At 52.2% G+C, this 26,202-nt stretch carries 27 protein-coding genes and 2 tRNA genes; 14 read left to right on the plus strand and 15 right to left on the minus strand.

The window, feature by feature from the left end; all coding sequences use genetic code 11:
* The first annotated feature begins 62 nt into the window (after positions 1-62).
* Together nagX and nagP are read left to right on the plus strand one after the other, a co-directional pair.
* Positions 63-1,211: a transmembrane glucosamine N-acetyltransferase NagX gene (gene nagX, locus GNT65_RS05365; RefSeq protein ID WP_160794137.1), complete on the plus strand. Its 1,149-nt coding sequence runs from the start codon at positions 63-65 to the stop codon at positions 1,209-1,211.
* A gap of 202 nt (positions 1,212-1,413) precedes the next feature.
* On the plus strand, positions 1,414-2,718 hold the full coding sequence (gene nagP, locus GNT65_RS05370; RefSeq protein ID WP_420853499.1) for an N-acetylglucosamine MFS transporter NagP: 1,305 nt from the start codon (positions 1,414-1,416) through the stop codon (positions 2,716-2,718).
* Positions 2,719-2,956: 238 nt separating this feature from the next.
* Here the strand turns inward: nagP and GNT65_RS05375 are convergent.
* Positions 2,957-3,032: transfer RNA gene (locus tag GNT65_RS05375), tRNA-Thr, on the minus strand.
* Between the two features lie 7 nt (positions 3,033-3,039).
* Positions 3,040-3,115: transfer RNA gene (locus GNT65_RS05380), tRNA-Phe, on the minus strand.
* A 386-nt stretch (positions 3,116-3,501) separates the two neighbouring features.
* Here GNT65_RS05380 and GNT65_RS05385 point away from each other — a divergent pair.
* Both GNT65_RS05385 and GNT65_RS05390 read left to right on the plus strand, forming a co-directional pair.
* Entirely contained in the window at positions 3,502-4,056 is a 555-nt protein-coding gene (locus GNT65_RS05385) for a cytochrome b/b6 domain-containing protein (protein WP_160794141.1), read from the plus strand.
* The gene (locus tag GNT65_RS05390; RefSeq protein ID WP_160794143.1) at positions 4,053-4,643 is read left to right on the plus strand and encodes a YceI family protein; all 591 of its coding nucleotides are present in this window, start codon (positions 4,053-4,055) and stop codon (positions 4,641-4,643) included. Before GNT65_RS05385 ends, GNT65_RS05390 begins: the two co-directional genes overlap by 4 nt.
* Before the next feature lie 75 nt (positions 4,644-4,718).
* Here the strand turns inward: GNT65_RS05390 and GNT65_RS05395 are convergent, their stop codons facing one another.
* Both GNT65_RS05395 and mutY read right to left on the minus strand, forming a co-directional pair.
* Positions 4,719-4,997, minus strand: a complete 279-nt coding sequence (locus GNT65_RS05395) for an oxidative damage protection protein (RefSeq protein ID WP_160794145.1) — start codon at positions 4,995-4,997, stop codon at positions 4,719-4,721.
* Between the two features lie 2 nt (positions 4,998-4,999).
* Complete coding sequence (gene mutY, locus GNT65_RS05400; RefSeq protein WP_160794154.1) at positions 5,000-6,058, minus strand: A/G-specific adenine glycosylase; 1,059 nt, start codon at positions 6,056-6,058, stop codon at positions 5,000-5,002.
* 283 nt (positions 6,059-6,341) lie between these two features.
* Here mutY and trmB point away from each other — a divergent pair, with 283 nt between their 5' ends.
* The 6 genes from trmB (at position 6,342) to GNT65_RS05430 (ending at position 12,157) form a co-directional block, all read left to right on the plus strand.
* Entirely contained in the window at positions 6,342-7,058 is a 717-nt protein-coding gene (trmB, locus tag GNT65_RS05405; protein ID WP_144201214.1) for a tRNA (guanosine(46)-N7)-methyltransferase TrmB, read from the plus strand.
* Between the two features lie 30 nt (positions 7,059-7,088).
* The gene (locus GNT65_RS05410; protein ID WP_160794156.1) at positions 7,089-7,412 is read left to right on the plus strand and encodes a YggL family protein; all 324 of its coding nucleotides are present in this window, start codon (positions 7,089-7,091) and stop codon (positions 7,410-7,412) included.
* Positions 7,412-8,326 carry a glutaminase B gene (glsB, locus tag GNT65_RS05415; RefSeq protein WP_160794158.1) on the plus strand — a complete coding sequence of 305 codons (915 nt, stop codon included), beginning with the start codon at positions 7,412-7,414 and terminating at the stop codon, positions 8,324-8,326. Before GNT65_RS05410 ends, glsB begins: the two co-directional genes overlap by 1 nt.
* A gap of 310 nt (positions 8,327-8,636) precedes the next feature.
* Positions 8,637-9,467 carry a YggN family protein gene (locus GNT65_RS05420; RefSeq protein ID WP_144201218.1) on the plus strand — a complete coding sequence of 277 codons (831 nt, stop codon included), beginning with the start codon at positions 8,637-8,639 and terminating at the stop codon, positions 9,465-9,467.
* Between the two features lie 345 nt (positions 9,468-9,812).
* The gene (locus GNT65_RS05425) at positions 9,813-10,754 is read left to right on the plus strand and encodes a LysR family transcriptional regulator (RefSeq protein WP_011864932.1); all 942 of its coding nucleotides are present in this window, start codon (positions 9,813-9,815) and stop codon (positions 10,752-10,754) included.
* A 596-nt stretch (positions 10,755-11,350) separates the two neighbouring features.
* A complete protein-coding gene (locus tag GNT65_RS05430; protein ID WP_244952097.1) occupies positions 11,351-12,157 on the plus strand; it encodes a hypothetical protein in 807 nt (268 codons plus the stop codon).
* 143 nt (positions 12,158-12,300) lie between these two features.
* On the opposite strand, the gene GNT65_RS05435 is transcribed toward GNT65_RS05430, so the two are convergent.
* The 8 genes from GNT65_RS05435 to GNT65_RS05470 all read right to left on the minus strand — a co-directional run bounded on the left by GNT65_RS05435 (position 12,301) and on the right by GNT65_RS05470 (position 19,159).
* Entirely contained in the window at positions 12,301-14,142 is a 1,842-nt protein-coding gene (locus tag GNT65_RS05435; protein ID WP_160794160.1) for a DUF885 domain-containing protein, read from the minus strand.
* Between the two features lie 121 nt (positions 14,143-14,263).
* Entirely contained in the window at positions 14,264-15,403 is a 1,140-nt protein-coding gene (gene hemW, locus GNT65_RS05440) for a radical SAM family heme chaperone HemW (protein WP_160794162.1), read from the minus strand.
* Positions 15,403-16,002, minus strand: a complete 600-nt coding sequence (gene rdgB, locus GNT65_RS05445) for an RdgB/HAM1 family non-canonical purine NTP pyrophosphatase (RefSeq protein WP_160794164.1) — start codon at positions 16,000-16,002, stop codon at positions 15,403-15,405. The genes hemW and rdgB overlap by 1 nt, the downstream gene beginning before the upstream one ends.
* A gap of 132 nt (positions 16,003-16,134) precedes the next feature.
* Positions 16,135-16,569, minus strand: coding sequence for a DUF4426 domain-containing protein (locus GNT65_RS05450; protein WP_160794166.1), 435 nt, complete (start codon positions 16,567-16,569; stop codon positions 16,135-16,137).
* 86 nt (positions 16,570-16,655) lie between these two features.
* The gene (yggU, locus tag GNT65_RS05455) at positions 16,656-16,946 is read right to left on the minus strand and encodes a DUF167 family protein YggU (RefSeq protein ID WP_160794168.1); all 291 of its coding nucleotides are present in this window, start codon (positions 16,944-16,946) and stop codon (positions 16,656-16,658) included.
* Entirely contained in the window at positions 16,947-17,495 is a 549-nt protein-coding gene (locus GNT65_RS05460) for a YggT family protein (protein WP_160794170.1), read from the minus strand.
* A gap of 60 nt (positions 17,496-17,555) precedes the next feature.
* Positions 17,556-18,374 (minus strand): pyrroline-5-carboxylate reductase, encoded by an 819-nt coding sequence (proC, locus tag GNT65_RS05465; RefSeq protein ID WP_160794172.1) that lies wholly within the window; start codon positions 18,372-18,374, stop codon positions 17,556-17,558.
* Between the two features lie 83 nt (positions 18,375-18,457).
* Entirely contained in the window at positions 18,458-19,159 is a 702-nt protein-coding gene (locus GNT65_RS05470; RefSeq protein WP_160794174.1) for a YggS family pyridoxal phosphate-dependent enzyme, read from the minus strand.
* Between the two features lie 35 nt (positions 19,160-19,194).
* Between GNT65_RS05470 and GNT65_RS05475 the strand changes: the two genes are divergently transcribed.
* The 4 genes from GNT65_RS05475 to GNT65_RS05490 all read left to right on the plus strand — a co-directional run bounded on the left by GNT65_RS05475 (position 19,195) and on the right by GNT65_RS05490 (position 23,865).
* The gene (locus GNT65_RS05475; protein WP_160794176.1) at positions 19,195-20,232 is read left to right on the plus strand and encodes a type IV pilus twitching motility protein PilT; all 1,038 of its coding nucleotides are present in this window, start codon (positions 19,195-19,197) and stop codon (positions 20,230-20,232) included.
* Between the two features lie 12 nt (positions 20,233-20,244).
* Positions 20,245-21,357 (plus strand): PilT/PilU family type 4a pilus ATPase, encoded by a 1,113-nt coding sequence (locus tag GNT65_RS05480; RefSeq protein ID WP_160794178.1) that lies wholly within the window; start codon positions 20,245-20,247, stop codon positions 21,355-21,357.
* A gap of 228 nt (positions 21,358-21,585) precedes the next feature.
* Complete coding sequence (hemH, locus tag GNT65_RS05485; RefSeq protein WP_160794180.1) at positions 21,586-22,599, plus strand: ferrochelatase; 1,014 nt, start codon at positions 21,586-21,588, stop codon at positions 22,597-22,599.
* A gap of 777 nt (positions 22,600-23,376) precedes the next feature.
* Positions 23,377-23,865, plus strand: coding sequence for a lecithin retinol acyltransferase family protein (locus GNT65_RS05490; RefSeq protein ID WP_160794182.1), 489 nt, complete (start codon positions 23,377-23,379; stop codon positions 23,863-23,865).
* A gap of 509 nt (positions 23,866-24,374) precedes the next feature.
* On the opposite strand, the gene ruvX is transcribed toward GNT65_RS05490, so the two are convergent.
* From ruvX to yciH, 3 genes are read right to left on the minus strand one after another with little or no spacing between them, the layout of a single operon-like run.
* The gene (gene ruvX, locus GNT65_RS05495; protein WP_160794184.1) at positions 24,375-24,794 is read right to left on the minus strand and encodes a Holliday junction resolvase RuvX; all 420 of its coding nucleotides are present in this window, start codon (positions 24,792-24,794) and stop codon (positions 24,375-24,377) included.
* Between the two features lie 21 nt (positions 24,795-24,815).
* Positions 24,816-25,373: a YqgE/AlgH family protein gene (locus tag GNT65_RS05500; RefSeq protein WP_160794186.1), complete on the minus strand. Its 558-nt coding sequence runs from the start codon at positions 25,371-25,373 to the stop codon at positions 24,816-24,818.
* A 16-nt stretch (positions 25,374-25,389) separates the two neighbouring features.
* Positions 25,390-25,719, minus strand: a complete 330-nt coding sequence (gene yciH, locus GNT65_RS05505) for a stress response translation initiation inhibitor YciH (protein ID WP_011864948.1) — start codon at positions 25,717-25,719, stop codon at positions 25,390-25,392.
* Positions 25,720-26,202 lie beyond the last annotated feature (483 nt).

The raw sequence follows: 26,202 nt of genomic DNA on the forward strand, positions 1-26,202 counted from the left end.
AGCCCCTAAGGTTAATGCGTTGGGGCTTGATTATAATAATAACGATAAGAGAGAGGCTCCTGATGGATCCTAAGACAGATACCCATCCAAAACCGGCTGCTAAATCCAGGCTGATGTCACTCGATGCCCTAAGGGGCTTCGATATGTTTTGGATTTTGGGGGGCGAGGGGCTGTTTGCGGCGCTGCTCGTCTGGACCGGCTGGCAGGGCTGGAGTATCGCCGATGCCCAGATGCACCACAGCCAGTGGCACGGCTTTACCTTCTATGATCTTATCTTCCCCCTTTTTATCTTCCTCTCAGGCGTCGCCTTAGGCCTATCGCCAAAGCGCCTGGATTCATTGCCCTGGTCTGAGCGTCTTCCCCTCTATCACCACGCGATAAAGCGTTTGATGCTGCTGCTCCTGTTTGGCGTGCTCTATAACCATGGTTGGGGCACAGGCATGCCGATGGCGGCAGATGAGGTGAGATATGCCAGCGTGCTTGGGCGTATCGCCTTTGCCTGGTTCTTCGCCGCCTTGCTGGTGTGGCATACCGGGCTGAAGACGCAGATCTTAGTTGCCATCGGCATACTCTTTGGATACGGCGCAATGCAGCTGTGGATGCCTGTTCCTGGCGGCGTGGCGGGGGACTTCTCCATGTCTGGATCGATCAACGCCTATGTGGATGGCATGTTTCTGCCCGGTATTAGTTACCAGGGCAGGGCGACAGATCCTGAGGGGATCCTCTCGACCCTTCCTGCCATAGTCAATGCCCTGGCCGGCGTCTTTACCGGTCGCTTCATCGTCAAGCCTCATCCTAAGGGAGAGTGGGCCAAGGTTGGCATCTTGTTACTTGCAGGCTTGCTCAGCCTGGGGCTTGGCTGGTCGATGAACCTATATATTCCGGTGAACAAAGATCTCTGGACCAGTAGTTTTGTCTTGGTCACCCTGGGCTGGAGCCTCATCTTGATAGCCATATTCTATGGGCTGGTGGATGTGATCAAGCTGCACAGATTGGCGTTTGTGTTTGTTGTCATAGGCTGTAATGCCATCATCATCTATCTGGCATCGAGTCTGGTGAAGTGGGACTACCTTGCCGGTAGCCTATTTGGCGGTGCGATACAGGCGCTGCCGATAGATATACAGCCACTGGCTTCTGCCTGCGCCTTGCTCTTGGTGCAGTGGCTGCTGCTCTACTGGATGTATAAGCGTGGCATCTTCATCAAGGTTTAAGTCTTGTGGATGATAATTTAACAAGGAATACGCTGAGTTAGCCTGTAAAGGCTAAAAAGCTAAAATGACAGCGTTGTCTTTTTTCTGTTTATGTTTTAACATCGATGAAACAAGGGGGCAACTTGTCGCCCAAGCTGTAAATGTACCAAGCCGATATCACGAGCTGATATCCAAAGATTAATTACTATAAGAAAACAGGCTTATGGAAATGACATTAAATAGTGAAAGTAAGCGCAGCAGCGTGATCCCCATGGCGATCGTTGCCGGGCTCTTCTTTATTCTGGGCTTTGCGACCTGGCTAAATGGGTCCTTAATGCCTTACCTCAAGCAGATCCTGCAACTCACCCCGCTTCAAGCCTCCCTTATTCTCTTCTCCTTCTATATCGCCGTGACTTTTACCGCATTGCCCTCGGCCTGGGTGATCCGTAAGGTGGGTTACAAGACGGGCATGGCGATGGGCATGGGGATCATGATGATCGCCGGCCTGCTATTCATACCCGCGGCCAAGACGCAGGTGTTTGCGTTGTTTCTGTTTGCGCAGCTGGTGATGGGCACGGGGCAGACCCTACTGCAGACGGCGGTGAATCCCTATGTGGTCAGAATCGGCCCGGAGGAGTCGGCAGCGGCTCGTGTGAGTGTCATGGGGATCCTCAACAAGGGCGCGGGTGTGATCGCGCCTTTGGTGTTTACCGCTCTGATCCTCGACAGCTTTAAGGACAGAGTCGGCGCTGAGTTGACCCAGGCGCAGATCGACGAGATGGCCAATGGCCTGGTGTTCCCCTATCTGGGCATGGCTGTGTTTATCGGCGTGCTGGCGCTGCTGGTGAAGAAGTCGCCCCTGCCTGAGCTTGAAAATGAAGACGAGCAGGCGCATGGCACCAAGGGACATACCCGTGAGGCACTGTCTCACCCTAATCTGGCCTTGGGTGTGGTGGCACTGTTTTTCTATGTGGCGGTGGAAGTGATAGCCGGCGACACCATAGGCACCTTCGCCCTCTCTCTTGGGGTCGAGAACTATGGCGTGATGACCTCCTATACCATGATCTGTATGGTCATCGGCTACTCGCTGGGTATCCTTACGATTCCCCGTTTCATCTCTCAGCCCAAGGCGCTAATGATCTCGGCGATACTAGGCCTATTGCTGACGCTGGGGATCTTGTTTGGTGACAACGAGTCCTATGCTATCGCCAACGCATTGTTGGTTCCCTTCGGTGGCGCCATGCTGCCAGATACTCTGTTGATGATCGCCTTCCTGGGCCTGGCTAACGCCATCGTCTGGCCCGCGGTATGGCCGCTGGCGTTATCTGGCATGGGCAAACTGACCAGTACAGGTTCGGCACTCTTGGTGATGGGTATAGCAGGTGGCGCCTTCGGACCGCTGTTCTGGGGATTGACCAGTTCGGCTAGCTCGCTCGGTCAGCAGGGTGGTTATATGGTGATGCTGCCGTGTTACCTGTTTATCCTCTTTTATGCGGTGAAAGGCTATAAGATGCGTAGCTGGAAGTAGCCTTAGCTATTTCATCAAATCAAAAAGGAGTCTAGGGCTCCTTTTTTACTGCCTGCTTTCTAACTTAGTCTGCTTTCTAGCCTATGCCATGAAGGCATTAACAGGGAAGGTGGGATAATCGTTGGCTATAAGAGGGCGGCTAAATGCAAGAGGAGGGAGCTAAATATAAAGAATTGAAGCAAAGAGTTGAAATAATGCAGATATAAAAAAGCCCCGACATTGTCGAGGCTGTTTTATATGGTGCCGGCACCAAGAGTCGAACTCGGGACCTACTGATTACAAGTCAGTTGCTCTACCAACTGAGCTATGCCGGCTAAATTGTGGTGCCCGAACCCGGAATCGAACCAGGGACACGAGGATTTTCAATCCTCTGCTCTACCGACTGAGCTATTCGGGCAACTAAACTAAGTGTCTAGTTAACTACTTCAAACCAGGTCTCTGTGACCCTTGCCGTTTGGAGTGCGCGTATAATATAGCGCTGATATTTATCCTGCAAGCGCTTTTTTGGAGAAATTTAACTGCATGGCTAGTTAATGTGCAAAGTGCTGGCTTTTTGGCATTTATGCCGTTTTTTAGCGCAGTGGCTGTGGTTAAAACCCAGATTTAAGCCAATATTTGTTCTTAAAGGCGCGTTTTCAGGCGTCTTATTTCCCAATTCCCCACTTATCCATTTTGTCTTAGTGCTACCTTTCTAAAAATTAGAAATTTATTGGCGAAATTACGCGATATTCGTCGACATAAATCGAAGTTAATATGCTGTTAAGTGATAAATGAGGATGAATCGTGTTTAAAAATACCCAGAGCCGCTACGGCTTGGTGAGCATAGGCCTGCATTGGCTGACGGCGATTGCCGTATTAACGCTGTTCGCCCTGGGCGTGTGGATGGTCGAGCTGACCTACTACAGCCCTTGGTATAAGCGGGCGCCGGATCTGCATAAGAGCATAGGCGTGCTGCTGATGGTGTTAACCCTGTGCCGTCTGCTGTGGCGTTGGTTAAACCCGGCGCCTAAGGCGCTCCCCGGCCATCAAAGGTGGGAGAAGCTGGCCGCGGGCCTGGTGCATCGTCTGCTGTATCTGATGCTGCTTGGCATCTTGATTTCTGGCTATCTTATCTCGACCGCCGACGGCAGGGCCATAGGTGTTTTCTCACTCATCGAGTTGCCGAGCCTGGGGCTATTGTTTGAGGGGCAGGCGGATATTGCCGGCAAAGTACATCAATATCTGGCCTATGGCTTTATCGCCTTGGTAACTCTGCATGCCCTTGGGGCACTAAAACACCATTTTATCGACAAAGACGCAAGCTTGAAACGCATGTTAAACATTAAGGAGACACAATGAAGAAGGCTATATTGAGCGCCGCACTTATTAGCACACTAGGCGCGGGTGCATTCATGTTACCGGCTACGGCCAACGCCGCCGATTATGTGATAGATACCCAAGGTGCCCACGCCTCGGTGCAGTTTAAGGTGAGTCACTTAGGTTATAGCTTCGTGGTGGGGCGATTTAACGAGTTTGCCGGCGACTTTAGTTTCGATAGCAAGCATATAGGTGATGCCAAGGTAAATGTAACGATCAACACGGCGAGCCTCGACTCTAACCACGCCGAGCGTGACAAGCACTTGAGAAGCGAGGATTTCCTTAATGTGGCTAAGCATCCCGAGGCTAGCTTTAAATCGACCTCGGTCAAAGAGCTGGGTGATGGCAAGTTTGTGCTCAATGGCATGCTGACCCTTAACGGGGTGACTAAGCCTGTGGCAATCGATGCAAAGTTTATTGGTGAAGGGCAAGATCCTTGGGGTGGCTACCGCGCCGGTTTCGTCGGCCAGACTGAATTTGCCTTGAAGGACTATGATATCAAGATGGATCTGGGTCCCGCGTCCAGCCATGTGACCCTAGATCTCGTGGTAGAAGGCATTCGTCAGTAGTGACTGCTTAAGCAAGTCCCCATTATAGAAAAAGCGCCCATTGGCGCTTTTTACTTTTATAGAGCGAGCTATCTATTACTCGTCATCTTTTTGCGGCACATAGCCTTCGATCTCGACCTCTTTGCCCTCAAACAGGAAGTTAACCATCTGCTCTTCGAGGAATTTGCGATCGTCAACATTCATCATGTTGAGTTTCTTCTCATTGATCAGCATGGTCTGCTTGGCCTGCCAGAGTGACCAGGCTTCCTGGCTGATGTTGTCAAAAATTCGCTTACCTAGTTCACCAGGGTAGAGCTGAAAGGCTAGGCCGTCTGCCTCTTTCTTAAGATACTGGCAGTTCACTTTGCGCGCCATGATTACTCCTTATTTGATACTGAACCTAAGCTGGCGAGGATCCGCTCTGTGGCGGCGGCCAGGCCAACCTTGGGGGGCTTGGCTATGTTATACCAGAGAGAGGCGCTCTCTTCCATGATCTCAAGTGCGCTTGTGCTCTGGTGTGCCACAAAGGCGCTGATATCCAGATGGAAGTGGCTGAAGGTGTGACGAAAACTGTTTATGGGCTCCTGACTTTCGAGAGTCAGGCCTTTTGCTTTGGCAAACTCCTCGAGCGCCTCTTGGCTGTCAAACTGCGGGAAGCACCAGAGTCCCCCCCAGATCCCCGCCGGTGGGCGCTTGCTCATCAGCACACGCTCTTCATCTTTAATCACCAGCATATAGCCGAGCTTTTCCGGTATCGTCTTCTTCGGCTTCTTGCCGGGAAACTCTGTCTGATGGCCCATCAGCTGCGCCTTGCAGTCGATGGCAACGGGGCACTGCTCGCACTTAGGCTTAGAGCGGGTGCAGATGCTGGCGCCAATATCCATCATCGCCTGATTGTATTGTGTCACGCCTGCTTTTGGAGTCAGGCGGTTGGTGAGCTGCCACAGCTGCTCCTCCACCTCACGCTTGCCGGGCCAGCCCGCGATGGCACCGTGTCTGGCGAGCACTCGCTTGACGTTGCCATCTAATATGGGGTGATGCTGCCCAAGGGAGAGTGAGAGTATCGCCCCTGCGGTCGAGCGGCCAATGCCGGGCAGGGCGAGTACCTGCTCGAACTGGGTTGGGAATACACCATCATAGTCGCTGGCTATCAGCTGGGCACTCTTATGTAGGTTACGTGCTCGGGCGTAATAGCCAAGGCCGGTCCAGTGGTGCAGCACCTCATCCTGATCGGCTTTTGCCAAGTCCAAGATAGTGGGGAAACGCGCCATAAAGGCTTCGAAGTAGGGGATCACGGTGGCAACTTGAGTCTGCTGTAACATGATCTCGGACACCCAAACCTTATAGGGGGTCTTATCTTGCTGCCAGGGGAGATGCTTGCGTCCGTGTTTGTCGTACCAGGTGACGATGCGCTGGTGAAATTGCTCTGTTTTCATGGCGCTCAGTCTATAGAGGGGCAAGGTTTTTCTCAAGGCAAATGGTATCTCTAGGGCGCCATGACTCGCACCTAGCGGGATTATTGGTATACTTTGGCAACATAGGGCTTGCCTTAGCGCAGTAACTTTGGATAATGCCCTTCTTTTTATAATTTTCCAATCATATAAGTGTCAGGATCCCGTGGGATCATATGAGTTTGTGAGTCGAGCCTAGAGTCGCTTGACGCTGACTTTTTCTCGGCGCTATATGGCCAACCAATGGCAGATCTGAGGCTGAAAAATAATGAGCGAAGTGACCACCGCAGAGTTTAACGAAGAGGGTAAATACCTTCGCAAAGTGAGAAGCTTTGTTTTACGTGAAGGACGTTTGACCAAGGGCCAGGCGCAGGCGATGGAGCAGCAATGGCCTGTGATGGGACTGGACTACTCGCCCGAGCCACTGGATCTGGTCAAGGTGTTTGGCCGCGAAGCCGATACCGTGCTGGAAATTGGGTTCGGCATGGGCGCCTCTCTGGTGGAGATGGCTAAGGCGGCTCCCGAGCTTAACTTTATCGGTATCGAAGTTCACAAGCCTGGCGTGGGTGCCTGTCTTGCTGATGCGGCTGAGGCCGGTGTCACTAACCTGCGTGTTTTCCACCACGACGCCATCGAGGTGTTGGAAAACAGCATCCAAAGCGGCAGCCTGGCCAGAGTACAGCTATTCTTCCCAGATCCTTGGCACAAGAAGCGTCATCACAAGCGCCGCATTGTTCAGCCGGAATTTGCCGAGCTTATCCGTCGCTGCCTGAAGATAGGTGGTGTGTTTCACCTGGCGACCGATTGGGAAAACTACAGCGAGCACATGTTAGAGGTGATGAGCGCGGCGCCTGGCTATAAGAACCAGGCGCAGGATGGCGACTTTGTGCCACGTCCCGATCATCGTCCGCTGACCAAGTTTGAGGCAAGGGGCCATCGTCTGGGACATGGCGTCTGGGATCTGATGTTTGAGCGTACCGAGTAAGCTTAATTTCTATAAAAAGAGGGAATACACATGGCAACACGTAGTCGTCGTTTACGTAAAAAATTACGCATTGATGAGTTTCAAGAGTTCGGCTTCGATGTGAATTGGACCTTCGATGATTCGGTAAGCGAAGAGCAGATCGATGCTATCGTCGATCAGTTTATCGACCAGGTGATCGAAGAGAGAAAGCTGGGTTTCCACGGTGGCGGCCATAAAGAGTGGGAAGGCATCATCGCCACCCAAACCATTGGCAAGTGCACTGAAGAAGACAGGCAGGCCGTGAGTGACTTCTGGAAGAGTCAGCCGGTGAAAGATGTCATGGTTAGCGAGCTGTACGATATCTGGTGGAACTAATGCCACAGAAGGACCTGCTCGAGACCATTATCGAGCAGGTGCGTCCTCTGCTGGGAAAGGGCAAGGTCGCCGACTATATTCCCGCCCTGGCCGAGGTGGATCCTACCAAGCTTGGGATCGCCGTGACCACAATCGATGGTCAAACCATAGGGGCTGGAGACTATCTCGAGCCCTTTTCGATCCAGAGTATCTCTAAGGTCTTTAGCCTCACGGTCGCCCTGACCCTGTACGAGGAGGCTGAGATCTGGTCTCGCGTCGGTAAGGAGCCCTCGGGGCAGTCCTTTAACTCCCTGGTGCAGATAGAGCTCGAGCGCGGGGTACCGAGAAATCCCTTTATCAACGCCGGCGCTCTGATCATAGCCGATCTGTTGCAGAGCCGCCTCGGCGCGCCTAAGCATCGTATGCTCGAGGTGGTCAGAAAGCTGAGCGCCAACGCCCATGTGATTTATGATAAGCGTGTCGCGGCCTCTGAATATGAGCACAGCGCCCGTAACGCGGCCATCGCTTACCTGATGAAGTCCTTCGGCAACTTTAATAACGATGTCGATAGGGTGCTGAGAAACTACTTTCACTACTGCGCGCTGAAGATGAGCTGCGCCGATCTATCCAAAGCCATGCTCTATCTGGCCAATCGAGGCCAGAGCCTCTCGGCAGAGCAGGTGGTCTCGCCCATACAGACACGTAAGCTTAACGCCCTGTTGGCCACATCTGGTCTGTACGATGGTGCGGGGGAGTTTGCCTATCGGGTCGGCATGCCGGGTAAGAGCGGCGTGGGCGGCGGCATCATCGCCGTGATCCCGGGCGATATGAGCATCTGTGTTTGGTCTCCAGAGCTAGATAAGAACGGTAACTCTCTAGCGGGCACCTCCGCACTCGAGAAGCTCTCCCAAGCCCTGGGCCGTTCTATCTTCTAACAGAGCGCCTGATTAGGCGCTCTTTCATTTAACTCTTTGCTTTGTTTTTATCTTTCTCTGCATTCTACTTTTCATGTCTTAGCTGCATTCGCGTCGATGGTGAAATTTACTAAAAACTGGTTGAAGGCTTTACTTTTGTTAGCCTCTAGCCGACTTATAGCCTTGGCCTACATCGTCATTTTTATCTAATCCATTGATTATATTTAATTAGTTAAAATTGGCACGATACCTGTATTGTTAGTCATCAACGACACATGGTGCACCTTAAGCTTCTCATCATGTGATTTTCGATGACTTAAGGAATAAGAATATGAAGAAATTGACCGCATCTCTTGGACTGACAGCTTTCGTACTTGCCACCACCAGCGCCGCCTGGGCCGGTGAAGATAAAGATAACCACATCTCCTTTGGACGGGATGACAAACAGTGCGAGGTGAGCCTCAATTACGATGTTTCCGTCGAACCTAGCAAGTTGGTGGTCAGTGAGGCGAAGAAAGAAGTGTATCGCATCGAGCTTGGCCGTCTCTACGTTAACGGTGACAAGGTGGAGCTAAACGACAAGCAGCAGGCGTTGGTTAATCAATATGCCGGTGAGGTGTCTAAGCAGCTTCCCGAGGTGATCGACGTGGTGCATGACACCGTCGATATCGCGTCTACCGCCGTGAGCATGGCGCTCACGCCGCTGCTGGGTGACGCCGCCGGAGCCAAGATAGATGAGATGATGGATGGCATGTCGAAGCGCATCGACAAGGTTGCTTATCAAAATGGCGATAAGTTCTACCTGGGCGCCACCGAATCTTCTATCGAAGACACCTTTGGCAAAGAGTTCGAGCAAGAGATGGAGCAGCTGGTGCAGAGCTCTATCGGCAGCATGATGATGACCCTGGGTAGCGAGATGATGAAGGGCGACGGCGAGAGCTTCGAGGAGAAGATGAACGCCTTCTCGGCCAAGATGGACAAGGTGGGCGACGATATCGAAGCCCAGATTGAACAGCAGGCCACAGATCTCGAGGCGCGCGCCGATAAGCTGTGTGACAACTTCCAGCAGCTGGCGGCTCTAGAGTCTCAGATGCGCAGCGAAGTCCCGGCCCTACGTGACTATCCACTGGTGAGCGCTAAGCAACAAACCCTGCGGGAATAGCCCGCAAACGATTTCCTCTGGCATAGCAACATCCACATTTCCCTGCACTTACCTTGGGTGCAGGGCTTTTTTTATTCTGGGCCTGCCATTGTTATGACTTTTCCTCCACTCCTAACTGGGTGTATAGTGGCTAGAAAATAGGTATTAGAATCAAAGAGCAAATCTTTGGTATACTTGTAAAAAATAATAACAATGCTGGCGAAATTTCGATAACGAAATGGCTAACAGTCTGACTCTACTCTTAAAATAATCTGCATAGTCAAGGGGATAACTTCGCACTTAGGAGGTATCTCTATGATTTATAATTGGTATTTATAGGGTCGCAAACACCTTAAGGCTATTTAAATGTTAGAACTTTTAGAACCTATTGCAATTTTTACTCATGTTGCTCGCGCCGGGAGCTTTAGCTCTGCCGCGCGAAAATTGGGGATTTCTAAATCAAAGGTCAGTACTCAGGTTGCCGACCTTGAGCATAAATTAGGTGTTCAGCTGATACAGCGTACCACTCGGAGTCTGAGTTTAACCGAGGCCGGACAGCTGCTTTATGCCCAGGGTGAAGAGTTGCTTCGCGATGCCGATCAGGCAGTCGCCAGCGTACACAATCTCAACGATGCCACGCGCGGCGTACTCAAGGTGGGGATCTCCCAATCCTTCGGTACCATGCACATCATTCCAGCCTTACCAGATTTTATGGCCAGACACCCTGAGTTGGAGCTACAGGTTAGCCTGTTGGACCATAAGGTTGACGTGGTCAGTGAGGGCTTAGATCTCCTGTTGACCATGTCTGAGCAGCTGCCGCTTGGCATGGTGGCCAGACCCCTGATGAAGTGTCAGTTCCTGTTGGCGGCATCTCCCGAGTATGTGGCCAAGCATGGTTATCCTGAGCGTCCAGAGCAGCTGGTGGACCATAACTGCCTTGTGTATCACGGCGAGTGGCATGAGCACAGCGTGTGGCAGTTTAAGAAGGGTGACGATTACTGTGAAATTGGCGTATCGGGTAACTTCAGGGTCGACAACGCGCCTGCGCTTAAGTCCGCCGCGGTGAGCGGCCTGGGCGTGGTGTATCTCGCCAGTTACCTGCTTGAGAATGAGATAGAGAAGGGCACCCTGGTTCCCTTATTGCCAGAATGGCAGTTGACTCACCATCTGCCATTGCAGGCTGTTTACCCAAGACGTAAACACCTGGCACCTAAGGTGAGCGCCTTTATCGACTTCATTAAGGATCATATCGGTTCACCACCATATTGGGACGAGCCATACGCCGCCCTGTATGCCCAGCGTAAATAGCAGGATTTGGCTGAAAAAACAGCATTTTATCCATGTTGCTGTTAAGGTCTTTACGATTTTCAGTTATCAATAACTTAAAAACATTGTTCTGATAACAAGACGATAACCCCCGGTATTTTTGATGTCGGGGGTTATCTTTTTATAATCATATAGTTGCACTGGTATTACCTCTCTGTTTTGCGATGGCTTATTTAGCTTGAGCTAAAGCTTGAGAGGAATTCACGTTGCAGTCTGTTCTTAATTTAATACAATGGTGGCAGTTGATATCGGGATGACCTGATTCAGTTAGCCGAGCCAGAGAATGACCCCTCTCTCGTTTGGTTACACAGGTCGGCGTTACTGCAATCTTGAATCAATGCTGGCAGCGGTTTAAGAACTAAAACAATGCTAGCCTTAAAACCATCATCCTAGTTTTGGTTTACCCCAGCAAAGATTGCTGGGGTATTTTTCTTTTAGGGCCTTGGATTATTAAGCGTCCAGATCTCCGCCCAATCTTTTCCTGTCGCTTCCTCCTTCTGTCATAGTGCTCTGGCTTTGACCAAGCATCTTCATCTTGCCGAATTAGCGTCTTATTACTGAAAAATAAAGATAGTTTAATGCGCTGTGCATGGTATCTGAGTATTACTCAGGGTATCGTGCTGATATTGTTTAATTCAGCTCGTTTCGTGTATGAGGCATTGCATAAAGGGCATGGCGCGATGAGTGTGAAGCGAGATAAAGGGAAGTCTATGGCGCGTAAGATCTTATTGTTGATTGTGGGTTTGCTGGTTCTAGTGGTGCTGGCGGGTGTCTATCGTTTTAATTTTACAAATGACGATCTCTATGTGGTTAAGGAAGATGGCAGTGTCATCCCCTTAGATGAGGATGTCGATAAGGTGATGCTTACCCTCTTTAGCATCAAGACCCATAAGGCTTGGTCTATCCAGCTGCCTGAGTCTCAGGCCGAGGCGAGACTCACCAGTATCAGTCTGAGCGGCGACAGACGCTTTGCCAGCGGCGATTACCAGGATGGCCCTGAGCGGGGCAGTGTGCACCTGGACTATATGAAGATAGTGACGCTGAACCATGTCGCCGATGGGGAAGAAGAGCGCGTGTCGGATACAAACAGCGACGAGATGCTGTTTGTGGCGCCCTTCTTCGTCTCCAATCAGGGCAGCGGTGTATTCGCCTATTTGGGGCTGTTTAGCATCAATCATAAGCTTGGCGATATCGAGCAGTTAGACAGCTACTTCATCGGAGACAGGGTCGAGATAAGCGCCCTGCAGACCGAGGAGCCGTTTGATGTGACCTCGAGTGTGTCACTGAGCTATCTCACCCATGGCGATGAACAGGCAATGGCCGAAGCGCCGGCTAACAAGGTGACCAAGCTTCTCAAGGTGACCCGAGAGGGCTTTAGCGAGTAAGCCTTAACCTTCAGCTAAGAGGCGTTAGCCTTGATTGATAACAGAATTAGCCGATAAAACTAAAAAGGCCGCCCTGGTTAAGAGCGGCCTTTCTTATGGTTAACTATGCCTTGAATACTGGCTCTAGTGATAAGGTTTAGAAATTAGGCCTTATGAGCCCAGTTCATCACCTTAGCCTCAAGCACATCCAGCGGCAGAGGTCCGTTCTTGAGTACCAGGGTGTGGAACTCACGAATATCGAACTTATCGCCCATGATCGCCTTGGCCTTCTCGCGAATATCGACAATCTTGAGCATACCTATCTTATAGGCGGTCGCCTGTGATGGCATCACGATATGACGCTCGACCATCTTGATGGCGTCAGACTCGGCATTCGGGGTGTTGTTGACATAGTATTGGATCCCTTGCTCGCGGGTCCAACGCTTGGCGTGTATGCCGGTATCCACCACCAGACGACATGAGCGCCATAGCTCCATGGCCAGGCGGCCGAAGTCTGAGTAAGGGTCCTTATATAGGCCCATCTCCTTAGGGAAGAACTCGCTGTAAAGGCCCCAGCCCTCTATGTAGGCGGTGTAGCCGCCAAACTTTCTGAACTTAGGGATCCCTTGTAGTTCCTGGGCGATAGCGATCTGCATATGATGGCCCGGCGTGCCCTCGTGGTAGGCCAACGCCTCCATCTGATACTTGGGCATGGCCTCCATGTCATACAGGTTAGCGTAGTAGGTGCCTGGGCGGCTGCCATCCGGAGTCGGTTGATTATAGAAGGCCTTACCGGCCGACTTCTCTCTGAAGGCCTCGACCCGTTTCACTATCATGGGCGCCTTAGGCTTGACAAAAAACACCTCATCCAGGCGAGAGGAGATGTTGTCTATCAATGCCTTGGCATCGTTTAGATAGGCGGTGCGGCCTTCTTCTGTGTCGGGATAATAGAATTGCTTGTCTTCACGCATAAACTTGAAGAAGGCCCTGAGATCGCCCTCGAAGCCGACCTTTTTCATGATGGCGCGCATCTCCTGATGGATGCGGTCTACCTCGGCGAGCCCCAACTGGTGGATCTCATCGGCAGTCATATGTGTGGTCGTGGTGCGTGCCAGGGCGTTGTTGTAAAACGCCTCGCCGTCTCTAAACTTCCACACACCATCTTTGGTATCGGCGCGTTTCTCTAGGGTCTCGACATAGGCGATAAGCTTGTCATAGGCGGGCTTGACCTGAGCGGTCAGCGCCTGTTTGGCCTCATCGAGCAGCTTATTACGCTGGACATCGTCTATCGCAAGCTTAGCCACTTTACGCTGAAAGTCGGCCCAGATGGCGCTGTCATCACTTTGATCGAAGGGAGCGCCGCTGATGATGTTACGGCTGTCTGACAGCACATAGGCAAACACAAACTTAGGCGCTATGATGCCCGCCTTAGCGCGTTCTTCTAGGGCTTCTTCCAACTGCTGCATATAGCGGGGCACGCCCTTGAGGCGGCTGATATAGGCCTTTGCATCCGAGACGCTGTCTATCTGGTGTTGGTTGATCAGGAAAGAGGCCACAATGGAGTGGCCGCCATACATCTGGTTAACCGGGTAGCTATACAGGCGCCACTTGTAGTCGCCGATGCTCTGCTCGAGTCTCTGTGTCAGCAGGTCGTAGCTCAGACGAGTCTGTGCATCTAACTTGCTTTTATCTATCTGTTTGAGCTGCGCCAGATGCTGCTTATCTCTTGCCAGGCTCTTCTTATCGGCGGCTTCACCGCGCTCATCCCACTTGTCATAGTCAGTCTTTATCCCTAGGTGGGTCTGGCTGATGGGGCTAGCCATCACATTTTCCATGAAGATGGCTTCGAAGAGTTGGTTGGCCTTCTCAGATTCCTGCGCGCTGATCTTCTGTACTGGCTCGTTGGCGCTGAGTAGGGGCAGAGAGACTGGCGCGGCGTGCACGGCGCCAGAAAGCAGAGTCGCCAGTGAGATGGCGAGGATAGTTGTTTTTGTTTTTATTGGCATGGCGATATTGGTATAACTTGGCTTTTGTTGATTAGTGCCTGTTATCCTAATAAAGCCGACGATTAAATATGCAAACTAAGTGTTAGAAAATGTTTCTGTTCCCCTCGAAAGAGGGGAAAGATTATTCGCAAAATAACCCAAGCAGTTCGTTGACAAACATATGCCCCTTGGCCGTGAGTTGCCAATGTTTTTCTTCAATGATGACCAGACCCTTGGCGGCGCCCCGAGCCATGCCGTCTTCCAGCACCTCTGCCTTCAGGCCGGTGCGGTCCTCAAGCTCGCGCTTAGGGATGGGAGACATCAGTCTCAGGCGGTTCATCAGATATTCCAGCGCCCTGTCTTCTGGCAGTACCTCGCTCTTATCGAATAGATAGTCATCGGCGCCCAGATATCCCTTGGGATGCTTTATCTTCACAGTGCGCACTATACGCTGCTCTTCTGCCTGGGTGATCTTACCGTGGGCACCACAGCCAATCCCCAGATAGTCGCCAAACTGCCAGTAGTTGAGGTTGTGACGACACTGGTAGCCGGGTTTGGCGTAGGCTGAGATCTCATACTGCTCATAGCCGAGTGCCGCAAGGCGCTGCTGGCCCTGCTCATAGATCTGCCACAGCGCCTCATCGTCCGGCAGCTGGGGAGGCTTAGAGTGGAACAGGGTATTGGGCTCTATGGTGAGCTGATACCAGGACAGGTGGGGCGGATTGAGGGCCGCCGCCTTATCTATGTCCCGCATCGCCTCCTCGAAGCTCTGATTAGGCAGGCCGTGCATGAGATCCAGGTTGAAACTCTGGTAGCCTGCCTGGGCTGCCTTGCTGGCCGCAACCTCCGCCTCATGCTTATCGTGAATTCGCCCTAGCAGATTCAGCTTATCGCTGGAAAAACTCTGCACGCCGATGGAGAGGCGAGTCACCCCGGCGGCGCGATAGGCACTAAAGTCGTCATGCTCCAGGGTGCCAGGGTTGGCCTCCATGGTGATCTCTATATCCTCGGCAAAGGGGATCTGCGCCCTTACGCCATCGAGCAGACGCCTTATCTGATCTGCATCGAACAGGGAGGGGGTGCCGCCACCGATGAAGATGGAGTACAGGCTGCGCCCCTGTACATATGCGGCATCGTTTTTCAGATCGGCGAGCAGGTCGTCCACATACTCCTGCTGGGGCAGCTCACCATGTTGGCCATGGGAGTTGAAGTCGCAGTAGGGGCACTTCTGTACGCACCAGGGAATATGGATATAGAGACTGAGTGGAGGAAGCTTAAGCATTAGCCGAGCACACCCTTGGCCTTAAGCTCGCTTAGCAGTAGCTGCATCGCCTTGCCTCTGTGGCTGAGGGCATTCTTCTCATCGCTGCTTAGCTCGGCGGCGCTGCAATTATGCTCGGCCGGAATAAAGACAGGATCATAGCCATGGCCGTTGTCGCCCCTTGGCTCGAAGCCTATGCTGCCCTCCCAAGAGGCCTGACAGATGATGGGGGTCGGGTCTTTGGCATGACGCATATAGACCAGGATGCACTGAAAGCGCGCGCTGCGTTTATCGCCGTCTTTTAGGGCGCCAAGTAGCTTGGTGTAGTTGTCGCTGTCGCTCGCCCCTTCACCACCGTAGCGGGCCGAGTAGATGCCGGGGGCACCCTCTAAGGCGTCTACTTCCAGGCCTGAGTCGTCGGCGATGGCGGCCAGGCCTGTCACCTGTGCTGCGTGGCGAGCCTTGATGATGGCGTTTTCGACGAAGGTGGTGCCGGTCTCCGGGACTTCTTGAACATTAAACTGGCTCTGTGGCAGGACTTCTATGCCAAATTCGGCAAGGATCTCGGCAAACTCTTTCAGTTTTCCCTTGTTGCCGCTGGCTAATACGATTTGATTCATTTTCGCTGACTCTATGGTGGCAGGTTTCATTGGCCGCAATCATACCCAAGCTGGCGGGGAAACGATAGGGGATAGCTTCAAATAGCAACAAGCCGCGCTAGGCGCGGCTTGAACTGGAAAGAGGGGGGCGGGTTAATCGACGTAAAACTTCTGCTTAAACTTCAGCTGGGTGTTGAGCTTGTTGCCATACTTGATGGCTATCTGAAAATTGATCTCCTGATCGTCCCGGTAGGGCACCTCGGCGATGTAATAGATAGCCTCGCCTTCGTGGATCTCCTTGAAGGTCAGCTCTACCCTGGCATCGAGCAGGTTATTGGCGATCCCCGAGATCTCTACCGGAATGGCCGGCGTGCCTTCTGCGCTGGTGTCGAGCACGGAAATGTTAATCAGGCCGGTATAGCTGCTGCGCTTGATGCCATAGGTCTTGGCGATAGAAGGGGTAATAAAGGTGCTGCCCAGGGCAACATAGTGGATATCGAAATTGCCGACGCTCTGCTTCTGCTCCGCAGCGGCATTGCCCATGCTAAGCAGGGTAAGCGCCAGGGCACAAAAAAGGGTACGTATCATGGTGATCTCCTGTCACGGGATAATTGATTCTATTATAGCTATTAAAGTCTTAGGCTGTGGCGTCTAGGCTTATTTGCTTACATATTTCATGGGATTAAGGCTGAGATAGCCTCAGGGATCGCCTTGGGCATCACCACGCGGATCTGCTTGTGGCGCCCAAGTTCACCCTTTTCGACAAGGATATTGCCCTTGGCCGTCTTAAACTGCTTCGCCAGAAACTTGCATAGGTGGGCATTGGCCTTGCCGTCGATGGGCGGCGCGGTAATGGCCACCTTTAGCTCGTCGCCATGGGGACCAACAATCTGGTCCCGGCTGGCTTTAGGTTGGATATAGAGCCTGATGACGAGGTCATCCTCTTCTTTGGTGACAATCGCCATCTAGACGTTAGCCCAGAAGGGAACGTATTGAGACAAGAGTTTGTTGATGAAGATCAGACCGAACATGAAGATCATCACGGAGAAATCCAGGCCACCCATGGGGGGGATGATTCGGCGGATAGGTGCGACCAGCGGCTCGGTCAGCTGCGCCATTACCATCTCGATCGGGTTGTGCCCCTGGCTGACCCAGCTGAGGATGGCGCGTAGGATAAGCATCCAGAACAGCAGCACGCCAGCCTGTTTTAGCACAGACACCAGCGCCACCAGGAGTATGATGGGCAGGTTAATGGCGGCGCCTGCCATCAGGCTGAGGATCACAAACTTAACCACAACGACCGCCAGAGCGAGTACCACAGAGGCAGTATCTAAGCCGCCCAGCGGTGGCAGGAAGCGGCGCATGGGGCCTACTACCGGGTGGGTAGCCTTGACCACAAACTGGCTGAAGGGGTTGTAAAAGTCGGCACGGGCCAGCTGTAACCAGATACGAATGATGACGACCATGAGGTACAGGTCAAACAGGGTGTTCACTAAAAAACTTAATGCATCCATTGTGTTTCTCTACTGTGCTGTATCGAATAAAACTAGGGTTAAGCCTATGAAGGGCCAGCCCTAAAACTGCTTCGCCATTTCCTGGGCCCTGTCCATGCAGTCGTGCATGGCGGTGCGCACTATCTCCCTGAGGCCGGCGCGCTCGAACGCTGCTAAGGCCTGAGCCGTGGTGCCGCCCTTAGAGGTGACATTTTCCCGCAGCTGCGCCGCTGAAAGCTGTGGATTCTGCTTCACCATGGAGGCCGCACCAAGAGCCGCCTGCTGCACCATCTCTCTGGCGGCTTGCTCATCGACGCCATCTTGTTTGGCACTGTCAATCATAGCCTCCATCATGAGGAAAAAATAGGCCGGCGAGCTGCCCGCCAGGGCGATCACCTGATTGAGATCCTCTTCTTTTTCTACCCACACGGTTTCGCCGCCGGTCTGCATCAGTTGCTCACACAACTGGCGGTCTTGCTCGCTCACGCCCTGCTCGGCGTAGAGGCCCGTCATGCCAAGGCCGATCTGTGTCGGGGTATTGGGCATGGTGCGAATAAGCTGAATTGGCTGCTTGAAGAAGTCGTGATAACGCTCTGCCGTGACCCCGGCTGCTATGGTGACGATAAGCTTGTCTTTCAGGTTGAGTCCGCTCATCTCCTCACACACCTGCTGCATCAGCTGAGGTTTCACCGCCAGCACGATAACGTCAGCCTCATCGGCGGCCTGCAGGTTGTCGTGGGAGACTCGAATGCCTAAATCCTGTTTCAGGGCGATGAGTTTGCCCTCGCTGGGGTTAGTGGCGTGAATAAGCTGCGGGGCATAGCCGCCCTTGACCAGGCCGCTGGTGATGCTGCGGGTCATGTTGCCCGCGCCGATAAAGCAAATCTTCTTCTGTGTCATAAGGGTCTCTATTTATTGGTCTAACTATCTATATCTGGGCATTCAGGGGAATTACAAGGCCTAGCGCTTTATCCCATTAGTCTTTAAGCCTTAGTGTAATCCCGGGCGCCGAAGATGGCGCTGCCGATACGCACCATGGTCGAGCCGGCGGCGATCGCCTGCTCAAGATCTTGGCTCATCCCCATGGAGAGGGTATCCAGGCGCGGGTGTTGCTGTTTCAGCGCCTTAAACAGGGACTGCATCTGGCTAAACTCGGCCTGCTGCAGCGCAACATCGTCTGTGGCGGTGGGGATTGCCATCAGGCCTCTCAGGGTGAGGTTGGGCTGGGATGCAATCATCTCGGCCAGGGGAGCGACTTCGTCTGGATTGACGCCCGACTTACTCTCCTCCTGGCTGACATTCACCTGGATGCAGACCTGCAGGGGAGGGAGATGGCAAGGGCGCTGCTCGCTCAGGCGTTTGGCTATCTTCTCCCGGCTTAATGTGTGCATCCAGTCGAAGTGCTCTGCGATGGTTTTGGTTTTGTTCGATTGCAGCGGGCCGATGAAGTGCCATTCGATGTCGCCATGGCTTTCGCGCAGGGCATTTATCTTCTCTTCCCCCTCCTGAACATAGTTTTCACCAAAAAGCCGCTGTCCGGCATCATATGCCGCTACTATCTGATCTATCGGCTTGGTTTTACTCACCGCCAGCAGCCGTATCTCCCTGTAATCACGTGATGAATTTTGCGCCGCTTGAGCGATTCTTTGGTGGGCGTTGGCCAGTCTGTCTGCTATTGTTGTCATGTTGTAAGTTTTTGGTTGAATGGATATCCCATACTATGGAAATCACAGAGTTACTTGCCTTTAGTGTAAAACACAACGCGTCGGATCTACACCTTTCTGCGGGAGTATCTCCCATGATACGTGTTGATGGTGAGGTCAGAAAGATCAATCTGCCTGCCCTGGATCATCAAGGCGTACACAGCCTCGTTTATGACATCATGAACGACAAACAGCGTAAAGATTATGAAGAGCATTTAGAGATAGATTTCTCGTTCGAAGTGCCCAACTTAGCCCGTTTCCGTGTGAACGCCTTTAACCAGTCCCGCGGCGCCGCGGCGGTGTTCCGTACCATTCCCAGCGAGATCTTAAGCCTGGAGAAACTGGGCGCCCCTGAGATTTTCAAGAAGATTGCCAGCTTTCCCCGTGGTCTTGTGTTGGTAACCGGCCCAACAGGTTCGGGTAAGAGTACCACCCTGGCGGGCATGATAGATTATGTAAACGAGAACCGTCACGACCATATCCTGACCATCGAAGACCCTATCGAATTCGTTCACCAGAATAAGCAGTGTCTGATCAACCAACGTGAAGTGCACAGACACACCCACAGCTTTAACGCCGCGCTGCGTAGCGCACTGCGTGAAGACCCGGATGTGATTCTGGTGGGTGAGATGCGTGACCTCGAAACCATACGTCTTGCCATGACGGCGGCGGAAACCGGTCACCTGGTATTTGGTACCCTGCACACCACCTCGGCGGCGAAAACCATCGACCGTGTGGTCGACGTATTCCCCGAGGGCGAGAAGAGTATGGTGCGTACCATGTTATCTGAGTCCTTGCAGGCGGTTATCTCCCAGACCCTCATTAAGAAGGTGGGCGGTGGCCGTGTGGCGGCTCACGAGATCATGATGGGTACCCCGGCGATTCGAAATCTTATCCGCGAAGATAAGGTGGCGCAGATGTACTCGGCCATCCAAACGGGTATGGCGCACGGCATGCAGACCCTAGATCAGTGTCTGCAAAATCTGGTCAGTCGTGGCTTGATCACCCGTGATGATGCGATGGCCAAGAGTTCTAATAAAAACGCTAGTTTCTAGTAAGGTTTGAGTATGGAAGTTCGTCCATTTTTAAAGGTGATGGTAGAGCGCAAGGCGTCGGATCTCTTCATTACCGCCGGCTTTCCCCCCAGTGCTAAGGTTGATGGCGAGGTGCGCCCGTTAGCCGAGAATCCCTTTACCCCGGCCCAGGCGCTGGAGTTTGTCGAGTCTTTGATGACAGAGGCCCAGCGTAAAGAGTTTCACGAGACCCGCGAGTGTAACTTCGCCTATGGCGAGAAGGGCCTGGGGCGTTTTCGTGTCAGCGCCTTCTGGCAGCGAGAGTCTCCTGGCTGTGTGATGCGTCGCATCGAGACCAAGATCCCGCTGGTGGAAGATCTTAAGCTGCCCCCTATCTTGAAAGACTTAGTGATGAGTAAGCGCGGCCTTATCATCATGGTGGGTGGTACGGGTACGGGTAAGTCGACCTCGCTGGCTGCGCTTGTGGGCTACCGCAACTCTCACGCCCGCGGCCATATCCTCACCATCGAAGATCCGGTGGAATTTGTGCACGACCATCGCAAGAGCATCATCACCCAGCGTGAGGTGGGCATAGACACAGACTCTTTCGACGCCGCGCTCAAGAGTTCCTTGCGTCAGGCGCCAGACGTGATTCTGATCGGTGAGATCCGTACTCAGGAGACAATGGAGTTTGCCCTGTCGTTCGCCGAAACCGGTCACCTCTGTATGGCAACCCTGCACGCCAACAACGCCAACCAGGCGCTGGACCGCATCATGCACCTGGTACCCGAGAGTAAACACCAACAGCTATTGTTCGACTTGTCGCTGAACCTTCGCGGCATCGTGGCGCAGCAACTGGTGCCTAAGAGCGATGGCTCGGGACGCCGGGCAGCCATCGAGGTGTTGATCAACACCCCAAGGGTTGCCAGCATTATTCAGAAGAATGAGCTGCATCTGCTTAAGGAAACCATGGCGAAATCCAACGAGCAGGGGATGCAGACCTTCGACCAGGCGCTGCTCAAGCTCTATGTGGAAGGTGAGATCAGCTACTCTGATGCGCTGCACTACGCCGACTCGCCAAACGATCTTCGCTTGATGATCAAGCTGCAAAGCTCGGAATCGGCAAGTTCAGGCTTCATGGAAGGCGTGACGCTGGATCTTGACTAGGCATTGAAAGCACTTTGAAAAAACCGATAATCCTTTTATCGGTTTTTTTATGGGCGGGCCTTGATCTAAGCTGCTCTAATGGGCGTACAAGATGAGTGCTCAGTTGCTTTTAGAGTAAGTGAGATGAGCGCAAGCGAGATAATAGCCAGTTCGATAAGATCAATCGAGTTGAGCGTAAGCGGACAAGTGCAAGGCAGGCGCCTGAACAGATAAAAACAAGGAATCATTTTGGCAAAATATTTTGGATTAAATAAACAGCAGGGCCATGGCGATCGTGCCAAGACGACGGTACTGCTGATGAATCTGGGCACACCAGACGCGCCAACCACGGGTGCCGTAAGGCGTTATCTGGCGGAGTTTCTCTCTGACCCAAGAGTGGTGGAGATCCCTAAGCTGGTGTGGATGCTGATACTGCACGGCATCATTTTACGTGTCCGTCCGGCCAAGTCGGCGGCCTTGTATCAGTCTATCTGGACCGAGCAGGGCTCGCCCCTGATGGCCATCACTAAGGCGCAGCGGGACAAGCTCGCGCAAAGGCTGAGCGAAAATGGCAGTGACGTCGATGTGGATTTCTGCATGCGTTACGGCAAGCCGAGCGTCAAGGAGACACTGAGAAGGCTACATAGCGAGGGCAGTGACAAGCTCGTGGTCTTGCCCCTCTATCCTCAGTACGCCGCGCCCACCACGGCCTCGGCCTTCGATGCTATGGCTAAAGAGCTGACTTCGTGGCGCTACCTGCCGTCGCTGCATTTTATCAATAGCTACCACGACCACCCCGACTATATTGCCGTGCTGGCCGACTCTATCGCCAGAGACTTCGAGCAACATGGTAAGCCTAAGAAGTTAGTGCTCTCTTACCACGGCATGCCCGAGCGTAACCTGCATCTTGGCGACCCCTATTACTGCCTGTGTCAGAAGACGACCCGCCTGGTGGTGGAACGCCTAGGGCTCACTGATGACGACTATATCACCACCTTCCAGTCCCGCTTCGGCAAGGCCAAGTGGCTCGGCCCTTACACGGATGCCAGCCTGGAGGCGTTAGCGAAAGAGGGCGTCGATGACGTGGCCATCGTCTGCCCGGCCTTCAGCGCCGACTGTCTCGAGACTCTCGAGGAGATAGAGCATGAAAACCGGGATGTGTTCACCCAGGCTGGTGGCAGCAAGTATCGTTATATTCCCTGCCTCAATGACCAAGATGGCCATATCGATATGATGGTGAATCTGGTGAAGCCTTATCTTTAACTGAGTTAGGTTAAAGGGGAGATTCTTGGTTGCCTCAAGGTGGCCATTGGTGAAATGCCGAGTCTTTAGAAGGACTCGGCATTTTTGTTTTTGAAGATTGAGTCTTCACTTTTCTCTCGTTTCGAGAGTCATTGTTATAGGAAGTTTCGCTGCCTTTCTTCGAGGGAGTGGCTGCAATTTTTTGAAGCTTTCGGCTTCACTTCAATTTATGGCAGTGATTGCAACACTGAGCGTCAATGTCATCAATAGCCTGCGGCTCGCTCTTGTGCAGATACATCTGCTACACGCCGTGAATCCTTCCGTGGAGGCTCGACGATGGCATCCCTGCCATCGACGTCCGCAGATGCATCTACACTTGGTATCGAACGTATCTTCGATTTGGCCGTGTTTGGGGGGAAGAGGGAATGAAAAAGCTGATTTGGTTTTGCCCCAAAATGAGTTAACAAGTTGTCGGTGGATCTGTAAGGGGCAGACTTTCTGGCCTAGAAGTTTTTATCGCTACACTTCTCCTCATCAAAAAACTGGATCAGTATACAGTCATATTAAAAACATAAGGATTTTGAACGATTTTCATCCGTTATTTGTGCGCGTTTTCACATTCCTGTTTAAGCTAATGTATTTTTAATCAATAACTTAGCTAGATCATTGAATAGATAATAGGTTTGAAAAACGCGCATGCGCACTAATAAAATGTTATGCGCTGCAACATTTGAGCTTGAAACTCAGTTAATCGCCCACATATCGCTGAAGAAGAATAAATAGTAAATGGAGTTATAGATGGACAGCCTTCTTGTAAGCCCTGGCGATGTTGTAGTTACTGATTTTGGTATCTATCAGCACTGGTCATTCGTATCCGATGCAGTTTGTAGCAAAGGTAAACCAATGCTTATTTCTGCGACAAAGCGGAATGGAACAGTCAAAGAAGAAACATGGGATATTGTTACCCAAGGTAAAAACACTTATATCACGAAAGTTCAGCAAATTAAGCCTATCTATGAGGTACTCAAAACGGCCAGAAGTCAGATCGGAAAGTGGACATATTCTGTCGAAAGCAAAAATTGTGAGCACTTCGTAAAGTGGGCGTCAGGCTTGGAAGTTTCTTCTACTCAAGTAGTCAATACAACAGCAGGTCTTATTGCTGGTGCAGCTCTTGTTGGTGTCGTAGCCGAAAACCCAAAGTTTGTTCATTTTGTTGGTGGTGCATTATTGGTTGGCGGTATTTTCTTGGCTCTTACAAGAGCATCAGAAAAAGCAGCAGTCGAGTAAAAAACAACGCATAACAAGTGACTGAGACGTTATCCATACAGTGATTAGTGTCAATTTGATGATGGGGCAGAGCCAAGAACCTAACTCAAACTTGTTTTGGCTCCACCTTTCCATGTCGTCTAATCGAAGAGAAGTATAATTGGGTGTAGATACGCAGGTGACTTTTCGAAACTGGGCCGCTCTTTGACATCCATGTCACCGCGGCATTCGTGAGTCCATTCACATCAGATGTTTCGGCAGAGCCTAAAGGGACTATTCTCCATAAATAAAGAATCGGTGTCTCACAGGCGTATCTGCACAAAGAGGTCGCTCTTACTCATCCCTGTGTTCGCGACATTGGTGCCTCCATACACTGCAACTGCTGCAAGCAATTCAAAACAGTAACGGTTGACCATCAAATGACATTGAAACTGTCACTTAAGGTGAGGGCTAAGACCTTAAGTAAACTGGACAAGCGAGTTTCCGCATAAAAAAGCGGCCTTGTTTGGCCGCTATCGAACGTTCAAATTTTAGTAGAGATTCTCGAAATAACTCTCGATGATGAGTACCGCCGACATGGAGTCGACCTGACCCTTGGAGAGTGCCTTGTAGCCCCCCATCTCGAACAGCCTGGCCTTGGCGTCGGCTGTGGTGAGACGTTCATCCTGGGTGGCGGTCTTGACGCCGAAGCGGCCGCTGATGCGGTTGGCAAACTTGCGGGCTCTCTGGGTCATCTCCTGCTCTGTGCCATCCATGTTGAGGGGCAGGCCGACGACGATGATATCGGGTTTCCACTCCTTGATGAGCGCCTCAATCTCTTCCCATCTGGGGATGCCGTCGTTGGCCTTGAGGGAGGCGAGGGGGGTAGCGCTGCCGGTGATCTGCTGGCCGACGGCGACGCCTATGCTCTTGGTGCCGAAGTCGAAGCCCAAGACGCTTGCTGAACTCATAGTGAATTTTATCCTTTACTGTTAGGCGTGACCGGTCTGGGAGGAGAGCTGCCAGATGTCGAAACCCAGTGATTCTGTGGCCTTCTGCCAGCGGCTCTCATGGTCCGTGTTGAACATGAGGTCGGTATTGGCCGGGATGGAGAGCCAGGTGTTGTCGGCCAGCTCCTGTTCCAGCTGATGACGGCCCCAGCCAGCGTAGCCGAGGGCGACGATAAACTGCTCAGGCGCGTCTTTGCTGCCCAGGGAGGTGAGCACGTCTCTTGAGGTGGTGAGCATGAGATCGTCGCTGATCTGCTGGCTGTTGCTCCACTGTGGCTGCGGTGTATGCAGCACGAAGCCCTTCTCCTGCCCCACGGGGCCGCCCACCAAGACTTTGCTGTTGATGCTCTCTATGGTGTGAAAATCATCCAGCTCCATCTGTCTGAGCAGCTCATTGACATCGACCCCTATGGGGCGATTGATCATCAGCCCCATCGCACCTTGCTCATTGTGCTCACACAGGTAGATCACGCTGCGCTCGAAGAAGGTGTCCTTAAGCGAGGGCATGGCTATGAGTAAATGATTTTGCAAACTATCCATCTAGCGCTCCAATGGGTTAACCACCCGCCAGTTTCACCTGATAATTCAGTTTTTCCAGCAGTGTCTTTAGCTGCTCTCTGTTGTCTGTTTGGATCTCTATGTTGAACTCTTTAACCGTGCCGCCGCAGCCGCACTGTTTTTTCAGTTTCTGCGCCAGTGCCTTGAGCTCTTTCTCGTCCAGGCCAAGGCCCTTGATTACTGAGACGCCTTTGCCTTTTCGGCCCTTGCTGTCTTTATGAATGCGCACTATGCCGTCGCCTTCTGGGATAGCCTTGGTTTCCTTGGGTTGGTCGATTTTGCCGCCATCTGTGCTGTAGACCAGGGCAATATTGGGATCGATTCTCATCATCTATCACTTACTTAACTAAGATACCCTGAGTCTATCAAATTGAAACTCCCTTGTGGGAGGTGTAATTCCTAGATACAAAAAAAAGACCACCCAAGGGTGGTCATGGATAAGAACCGATACCAAATGCAGGGAGATATCGGTACTAGGGTCTGTTTATCTTTCAGGTTTAATTTTTGTTCAATCTAAACGCGTTTTGCTCAAGGCGCGTGCTGGGCCGCATAGTATTCTATGCAAGTAGCAGGTAACACAGGGCAAGGCGCGTTTAGATGAACCCTTCGGGCAGCTTTTGTAGGCCATTTCAACGGCGTTATCGTCCGTTTATGTAACTTTGGTATATGAGAACCACTACACAGGCCTCTGCCTGGTATAAATTCCCTACAAAATGCTGCAAAAACAAACAGGAGAGGTCAACAGACCCTTATATCCCAAGGCGACAGACTCGCCGTCGCAATCAGTGAGCAAAACTGGTTGTGCAAAACT

It is taken from the genome of Shewanella insulae, assembly GCF_009831655.1.
Taxonomy (GTDB): Bacteria; Pseudomonadota; Gammaproteobacteria; order Enterobacterales; family Shewanellaceae; genus Shewanella; species Shewanella insulae.